Below are 7804 nucleotides of genomic sequence, written 5' to 3'. Positions count from 1 at the left end.
TGCAAGTTAAACTCAGTAAAGTTCGTTTAGAAATCGTATATTTTCTATCAATTACAAATTGCATGAACGAGGCAATGTTTTCCTTTTGTACCGAAGCTAAAAAACCCAATCTTCCGGCATTAATCCCTAAGATGGGAATCCCAGAATCACGAACTAAAGTTGCCGCTCTTAAAATGGTTCCGTCACCACCTATACTAATTAACATGTCAAAACTGCTATCAAGTTCTGTATGTGAGGTAAATGTTTTGTATTTGTTTTCTACAATTTTTTTTTCGTTAAGCATTATTAAAAAATGCGACTCAATGATCATCTCTATATTGTTCTTGTTAAAAAAAACAAAGATGTCGTTTATTATAGGTTCCGTACTGTTTTGATAATATTGACCGTAGATAGCTACTTTCATCTTTTTGCTGAATCGTTTTCTGTTAGTGTAAGTTGTATGACGTTAGATCGATTAAAAAATTAATCAGTCCTGTAAACTATATATTAAGGTATTTGTCTAAATAATCAGAGCGTTCCTTTAAATTATTGATGTAATTATCTTCTTGGTGTTCTGATATGATTTCATAATTGTACCTCCTAAAAGTTTGAATAATTTCATTCATAGCACCTAATGTTATTTTCAACGTAATTTCAACGCTATCAATACTTGACTCTGATATGAATAAACCCAAAAGCTTTCCATTATTGCTTTCTACAATTTGGGTAATTTGGCTCATGGAATAATCTAAAACGCCTTTACGAACTACGATAATTCCGCCTGGTTCTTGTAAAAATGGGGTTTCATGAAAAAACTTCATGATATCTTCTATTTCATAATACCCAACGTAACTGTTGTTTTCGTCTAGAACGGGAACTAAATTAGTATTGTTTTTTGCGAAAACTTCTAAAACATCGAGCCACATGGTATCTGTTTTAGTAAAAAAACCTTCCAATGTAAAGCGGTAATCTACTATTTTTTTGTCACTGTCAAAAGTTTCAATATCCTCAGCTGCGATACTACCAATGTAAACTCCATCTTCTAAAACTGGAAAATGCGAAAAGTGTAAATCACTAAAGAAATTTTGAACCGCTGAGATAGAATCGAAGCTATCAATTGCCTTTACATAATTGGTTATATACTCTGTAATTTCTGTCATAAATCAATTTGGAATATTTCATGCAAAATAATCAAAAATAAGCAAAATCTCCTAAGTTTTACTTTGTATTTTTGTTCCAAGTAAAAACAAGTTTCAAAATCAAAAAGTGTGTTCATGACAAAGTTAAGTGTAAACATCAATAAAATAGCTACTTTGCGAAATGCTCGTGGAGGAAATGTTCCCAATTTATTAAAAGTAGCCACCGACATTCAAAAATTTGGTGCCGAAGGAATTACGATACATCCACGTCCAGATGAGCGCCACATTCGCTATCAAGATGCCCGAGATTTGAAGGCAATTGTTTATACCGAATACAATATCGAAGGCAATCCGGAGCAAACATTTATTGATCTTGTTCTCGAAATAAAGCCAACTCAAGTTACCCTAGTTCCAGATGCTATCGATGCGATCACATCAAATGCGGGATGGAATACCGTAAAACATGAAGCTTTTTTGACTGAAGTGGTGCAGGAATTTCAACGCAACGGTATTCGAACGTCTATTTTTGTAGATCCAATTCTCGAAATGATCGAAGGAGCTAAAAAAATTGGAACCGAGAGAATCGAATTGTATACAGAGGCGTTTGCACACCAATACGGTTTAGGAAATCAAAATGCGATTTTGCCATATACACAATCAGCAATTTTAGCCAACGAATTAGGATTGGGAATCAATGCAGGTCACGATTTAAGTTTGGATAACATTCAATTTTTTAAACAAAATATCCCAGGATTACTTGAAGTTTCAATTGGTCATGCCTTAATCTCAGAAGCTATTTATTTAGGATTAGATAATGTGGTCAATATGTATTTGCAAAAATTAAAGTAAGAAATAAATTAAAACAATTATAACCTGATGTATTTGGGTTGTAATTGTTTACTTTAGCATTTTTCGTATTAAAATTTAGTCTTGAAGCCATTTATTTTGTTTTTTTTATTGTGTTTTTCTAATTTGTTTGCGCAGTCCGAGGTGACCATAGCTGGGAATGTGAAATCTTTTGAAAATAAAAAATTAATAGGAGTACGTATTTCGTTAGAAACTAATAGTCAGCATTACAATTATGTAAGTGATACTTTGGGCAGCTTTACGGCCAAACTTCCATCCGATTTTGTTAAAATTGTAGTTAATCAATTTGGTTATCTTGAAAAAACTTTAAGTTTTAAATGTGAAAATGACACAATAATTTCTATTATTTTAGAAAAGGATGTTTCTTTTTTAAAAGAAGTTGTTATATCCAATAATAAAAGGAGCGGCATTACAAGTTTATCTGGTGGGAAATTATCTTTTAATTTAAAAGAATTAGCCGCAGTTCCAACAGTCCTTGGAACAACAGATATTATCAAAATTTTACAACTCACACCAGGAGTGCAGAACTCTGGTGATGCAAATGGATATTTGTATGTTAGAGGAGGTGATCCAGGACATAATGCAATATTGTATGAAGGAACGCCTATTTATGGAATGGCACATCTGCTGGGTGTTTTTCCTTTTTATAATACGGATCATATACAAGAAGTTGAATTTGATAAATCAAGCTCAAATTCAAAATATGGAGGTCGTTTAAGTTCAACAACTTTATTAATTGCTAATAAAAAAATACCTGCACAATTTGCGTTTCAAGGAAATGTTGGCTTACTAGCATCTCAGGCTACTTTAAGCATTCCAATTAGTAAAAAATCTGGGATTACATTATCTGGAAGAAAAACATATATTGATGAGATTATTGCTCCAACATTGAAATCTGGATCAAAAAATAATGATGTTCAAGATATGAAATATGGCTTTTTGGACGGTAATTTAACTTTTGTTACAGAAATTTCTAAAAATAGCCTATTAAGTATTTCGGCTTTTTCAAGTGTGGATAAATTGCAGATAAAAGACTCAAATTTGGCCTTACGAACCAGCTTGAAATGGAGTAATTTGACTATCTCTCCTTCTTTATTTACTAAATTGTCCTCTAAAACCAGTATGTCGAATGCTATTTATTTCACGCGTTACACTAATGAGTTGAATATGGAGCAATCAACAATTGGAATTGGTGTTTCTTCATTTGTTGATGACTTCGGATTTACTAATTCGATTAATTATTTGGTTAAAGGAACTTCTTTCGAGTCAGGTTTGCAATATGTTTATCATAATTTGCAACCACAAAAAATCCAAATTGAAAATTTAAGCACAACTAATATTATAGAACAAAATCCCTTAATTAAAGCTAACGAATTTGCTATTTTTACAACTGCAAAACCAAAATTACAGGATAATTTGATAGCAGAATTAGGTTTAAGGATTAACTATTATATTTCAGGGGTAAAATCGTATTTGCATTTTCAACCTCGTGTTGTTCTGAATTATTATTGGAACAAAAATTTTTCGTTTTATGCTTCTTATAATAGGCAAAATCAGTATTTAAATTTAATAACGACTTCCAGTGTAGGTATTCCTACTGATTTTTGGGTTGCAAGTTCAGATGGTATTCCCGCGCAATCCTCTAATGAGTTTTCAATGGGTTCCAATCAGATTATTTCGAAGCGTTTTAGCTCTTCATTTGGCGCATTTTATCGTTCTATGAATCATTTGCTGGAATATCCTTATGGTGTTACACAGTTTAATGAAATCTCGACATTAAAAAATGATTTGCTCGAAGGAAAAGGAAAGGCTTATGGATTAGAATTTATGCTGAAAAAGAATAGCGGAAAATTTAAAGGCTGGTTAAGTTATACCTTGAGTTGGTCCGACCGAAATTTCGAAAAGCTCAATAATGGGGAAACATACTATGCTAAATATGACAGACGCCATAATGTAGCATTGGTTGGAACCTACGATTTAAATTCAAAATGGAATTTTGGTGTCACACAGATTTTTAGTTCAGGTAATCGTTTTACAATGCCTACATCATGGTATTTTATAAATAATAATCCTGTCAAAGAATATTCGGAGTATAACAATGCTCAAATGCCAAACTATATTCGAACAGATCTTTCTTTTAATTATTTTTTTATAAAAAACGCTAAAAAAGAAAGCGCATTAAATTTTTCTATTTATAATACTTTCAATATCGAAAACCCTATTTATGTTGTTTTAAATGTGGTTGTCAATGAAAATAAAGATAGTGTAGTTGTCAAGCCTGAAAAAAAGGTTTTGTATAGAATACTTCCTTCAATAAGTTGGAGATTTAAATTTTAGAGGATGAAAAAGTATAGTTTATTTCTTTTGATGGTTATTGCGTGTAGTTGCAACAATGATAGTTTTAGTGATGGAATTAAGTTGGAATCAAAATTAGCGGTAGAGGGCTGGATTGAAGAAGGAGATGTTCCTTATGTGATATTATCCAGTACAATACCAATAAATGATGTTGTTGATTCTACAAATGTTTTGGATCACGTAATACGCTCGGCAAAAATAACAGTTTCTGACGGAGAAACGGTAGAAGTTTTGCGTGTTAAAAATGATGATAATAGAGTTCCGCCGTATGTGTATTTTGGAAAAGAAATAATCGGTAAAGCGGGGAAGACATATACTTTGAAAATTGAGTATTTAAATAGAATAGTTTTGGCTACTACAAGCATTCCTAAAACAGTAACGATTGCAAATGCGGAGTATGTAAAGAAGAATGCCGCGGATACTACCGGATACGTTTTTATAAAATTTGATGATCCTATAAACGAAAAGAATTATTATCAGATTGCGACTAGGATAGATAAGCAAGAACCTATTTTTATTCCTGCTTTTTACGGTAATCTAGATGATGAAAAATTTATATCTCACTCCATTTCAATGCAGGTGAATAGAGGTGTATTACTCTTTCCTAAAACTAAATTCAAACCCTATTTTACCGACGGAGATTTAATTTTCGTAAAATTAAGGACTATGAATAAGGAAGGATTCGATTTTTGGAATAGTTGGCAGAATGAAATTGTAAATAGCAGAAATCCAATTTATCCATCAAATACAAGTTTAAAATCAAATATTAAAGGTGGTGTAGGGATTTGGGCTGGCTACGGCCAAAATACGATAGTAGTTAAAACACCTATTAAAAAATAAAGCCAATCTGGAATTTCTTAGATTGGCTTTAGGTTTACTATAAAAAAATAGTTCTATCTTTCAAAAGCTTTCAAAAAATCCTCAAATTTAGTTTCAAGGTTATCAAATCCTTCAGAGAAATAAGTACTCATTGCAACTTCGGTACTGTCATTGAATTTTAAGTAAAGTACTTCGTCGTAATATTGAATTGTAATTGTTGCACCATTCCCGGTAGTTGTCCAAAATCCTCCACTAGGATAGTATGAATCTTTAATCCAAACTGGTAATTCAGCATCATAGTTATATTCTTTTTCTGTACGGTAGACAACGTCAGCTATCTTAGTTCCGTCTTTTTTAGAAACTAAAATTAGTTTCAAGTTTTTATTTGAATTAATCACATTGCCGTCAGAATACTTTTTATAATATGCGTTTTGAGCCGTGTAATATGCTTTGAAGTCAGCTTTAGGGTTATCGTAATCGGGATAAGAAGGATAAACCAAACTTTTCTCTAAAGCTTCTTCATCTTTAGATTGTGTTGCAATATCCATATCGGCTACAATGATAAAGTTATCCATGATTTGAACCAGACCATTCGCTTTACCTTTGTATTGAATAAGGTCTTTATCTTCTATTAAAGCATCAATATCAGCAGTGCTTCCTGCGGTAAATGAAACTAATTTTTTCCCATTATAGGTAAAAGAAGATTTAGCAGTGTTTTGAGTTGCTTTCTTACTCCCGCTGATTTCATAAGTATAGCCATCATTTAAAACCATTTTGAAACTAGATTCATCTGGAGTTTCTATTGTGCCAGTATATTTTGCACTCGTTACAAAAGTTGCAGCTTGTGCATTGTCAATAGTCAAAGTTGCATCTACAGAAGTTGGTAAATAAAATTCATCATTTATTGTAATTCCAGTTTGCCAATTATAACTGTCTACCAGTTTTATTTTAATGTTTGAAGAGTTGCTTTTGGAAGATAAAGATGCATTGTTAGCAGTTTGAGTTGCTTTTGCAGGGAAAACAAATTTTAATTCAGTAGTTGAAGCTGTTTTAACCCAAATTTTTGTTGAATTATTCCAAGTGTAAATTCCATATACGCCGGAAACATTTAGAATATCTTCTATTTTATTATCATTTTTTCCATTGAAAATGTCAACAGAACTGATCCTTAATAAATCTCCTAAATTTTGAATGGCTTCAATGGCTCCAGATGTTTTGGATTTGTTCATTTGAACTAGCATTTCATTTGCTTCAGCCTCTAGTTTCACTTTCTGTTCTGCTGGAGTTAATTTTGAATACGGTTGCTTACAGATAGCTTCAATTTGAGCAGTTAAACTTTCTTCAGAAGCGCTATCTAATTCCTCGTTGCTAGAGCAAGAAATTGTCAGTTGTGAAATAATCACTGAAAATAAAAAAATCTTTTTAATCATGGGTAAAATTTAAAATTATTAATAAATGAAATTTGGACTTTTGGGTTTGATTGTGTACAATAAAGATGTTTTATTAAAAAATAACGTACAATTTAATTAGCGGCAAAATTACGGAATTTTATCAATGTCGCAATACCCACTTTTAATGATATTTATTTAAAAACCAATTAAATTATTATTGGTGAACTTAGATTTTTATCTTTGGAACATTGTTTCGATTTAAATCTAAAATTATATGCTTTTTTCAAAAATAGAAGGCTCTGGCAAGCCACTTCTAATTCTTCACGGATTTCTGGGAATGTCAGACAACTGGAAATCTCTCGGAACACAATTTGCAGTCGGTTTTCAAGTTCACATGCTCGATCTACGCAACCACGGACGAAGCATTCATTCTGACGACTTTAGTTATGAAATTATGGCTCAGGATGTCTACGAGTATTGTCAGGCTCATAATTTAGAAAACATCAATATAATAGGACACTCGATGGGTGGGAAAGTAGCTATGCTTTTGGCGACGTCACATCCCGAACTAGTTGATAAATTGATTGTGGCTGATATTGGCCCAAAATTCTATCCCCAACACCATCAAGATATATTGGCAGGATTGAATGCTGTTGATTTTTCAATACAACCCAGCCGAAGCGATGTAGAAGCAATTATGACGAAGTTTGTCCCTGATTTTGGAACGCGACAATTTTTGATGAAAAATTTATTTTGGAAAGAGCCTTCACAATTGGCTTTTCGATTCAATCTAGCTATTTTTAATAAAAAAATGGATGAAATAGGAGTTGCTTTACCACAAAGCACTCGTTTCCTAAAGCCAACATTGTTTATTCGTGGTGGTAATTCCAAGTACATTTTAGATAGTGATGTTGAAGACATTAAAGAGTATTTCCCAGATTCAAGCATCGAAACGATTCCGAATGTTGGGCATTGGCTTCACGCCGAAAATCCAATTGAATTTTATCAAATAGTAACTTCTTTTTTGAGATAAACGGATAATTGCTTATTTTCACAATCTTAACTAATAACTTAAATTAAAAAGACATGAATTTATTGATCAAAATACTTGTGACCGCAGCGCTAGTTTTGCTAATTGCTAATTTTATGCCAGGTGTAAAAGTAGCTGGATTCACAACCGCATTAATTGTTGCAATAGTTCTTGGATTACTCAATATCTTCATCAAGCCTATATTAGTTATTCTTACACTTCCG

The 7804-nt window shown here is 32.2% G+C and carries 8 protein-coding genes; 5 read left to right on the top strand and 3 right to left on the bottom strand.

Annotated features, from left to right (window positions below; translation table 11 throughout):
* Together ACH2BG_RS06520 and ACH2BG_RS06515 are read right to left on the bottom strand one after the other, a co-directional pair.
* On the bottom strand, window positions 1-403 hold a 403-nt coding region (locus ACH2BG_RS06520), incomplete at its 3' end, for an NAD(+)/NADH kinase (protein WP_395046901.1).
* Between the two features lie 76 nt (window positions 404-479).
* Entirely contained in the window at window positions 480-1139 is a 660-nt protein-coding gene (locus ACH2BG_RS06515; RefSeq protein WP_395046900.1) for a CBS domain-containing protein, read from the bottom strand.
* Between the two features lie 114 nt (window positions 1140-1253).
* Between ACH2BG_RS06515 and ACH2BG_RS06510 the strand changes: the two genes are divergently transcribed.
* The 3 genes from ACH2BG_RS06510 (at window position 1254) to ACH2BG_RS06500 (ending at window position 5180) form a co-directional block, all read left to right on the top strand.
* Complete coding sequence (locus ACH2BG_RS06510) at window positions 1254-1967, top strand: pyridoxine 5'-phosphate synthase (protein ID WP_395046899.1); 714 nt, start codon at window positions 1254-1256, stop codon at window positions 1965-1967.
* An 81-nt stretch (window positions 1968-2048) separates the two neighbouring features.
* Window positions 2049-4322, top strand: a complete 2274-nt coding sequence (locus tag ACH2BG_RS06505) for a TonB-dependent receptor plug domain-containing protein (protein WP_395046898.1) — start codon at window positions 2049-2051, stop codon at window positions 4320-4322.
* A gap of 3 nt (window positions 4323-4325) precedes the next feature.
* A complete protein-coding gene (locus ACH2BG_RS06500; RefSeq protein ID WP_309759442.1) occupies window positions 4326-5180 on the top strand; it encodes a DUF4249 domain-containing protein in 855 nt (284 codons plus the stop codon).
* 53 nt (window positions 5181-5233) lie between these two features.
* On the opposite strand, the gene ACH2BG_RS06495 is transcribed toward ACH2BG_RS06500, so the two are convergent.
* A complete protein-coding gene (locus ACH2BG_RS06495) occupies window positions 5234-6589 on the bottom strand; it encodes a hypothetical protein (RefSeq protein WP_309759440.1) in 1356 nt (451 codons plus the stop codon).
* A 235-nt stretch (window positions 6590-6824) separates the two neighbouring features.
* On the opposite strand from ACH2BG_RS06495, the gene ACH2BG_RS06490 reads away from it, so the two are divergent.
* Both ACH2BG_RS06490 and ACH2BG_RS06485 read left to right on the top strand, forming a co-directional pair.
* On the top strand, window positions 6825-7583 hold the full coding sequence (locus ACH2BG_RS06490) for an alpha/beta fold hydrolase (protein ID WP_395046897.1): 759 nt from the start codon (window positions 6825-6827) through the stop codon (window positions 7581-7583).
* A 53-nt stretch (window positions 7584-7636) separates the two neighbouring features.
* On the top strand, window positions 7637-7804 hold a 168-nt coding region (locus tag ACH2BG_RS06485; RefSeq protein ID WP_395046902.1), incomplete at its 3' end, for a phage holin family protein.

The sequence above is a fragment of the Flavobacterium sp. genome, assembly GCF_043779715.1.
Classification (GTDB): Bacteria; Bacteroidota; Bacteroidia; order Flavobacteriales; family Flavobacteriaceae; genus Flavobacterium.
This window is presented reverse-complemented; position numbering and strand designations above follow the sequence as displayed.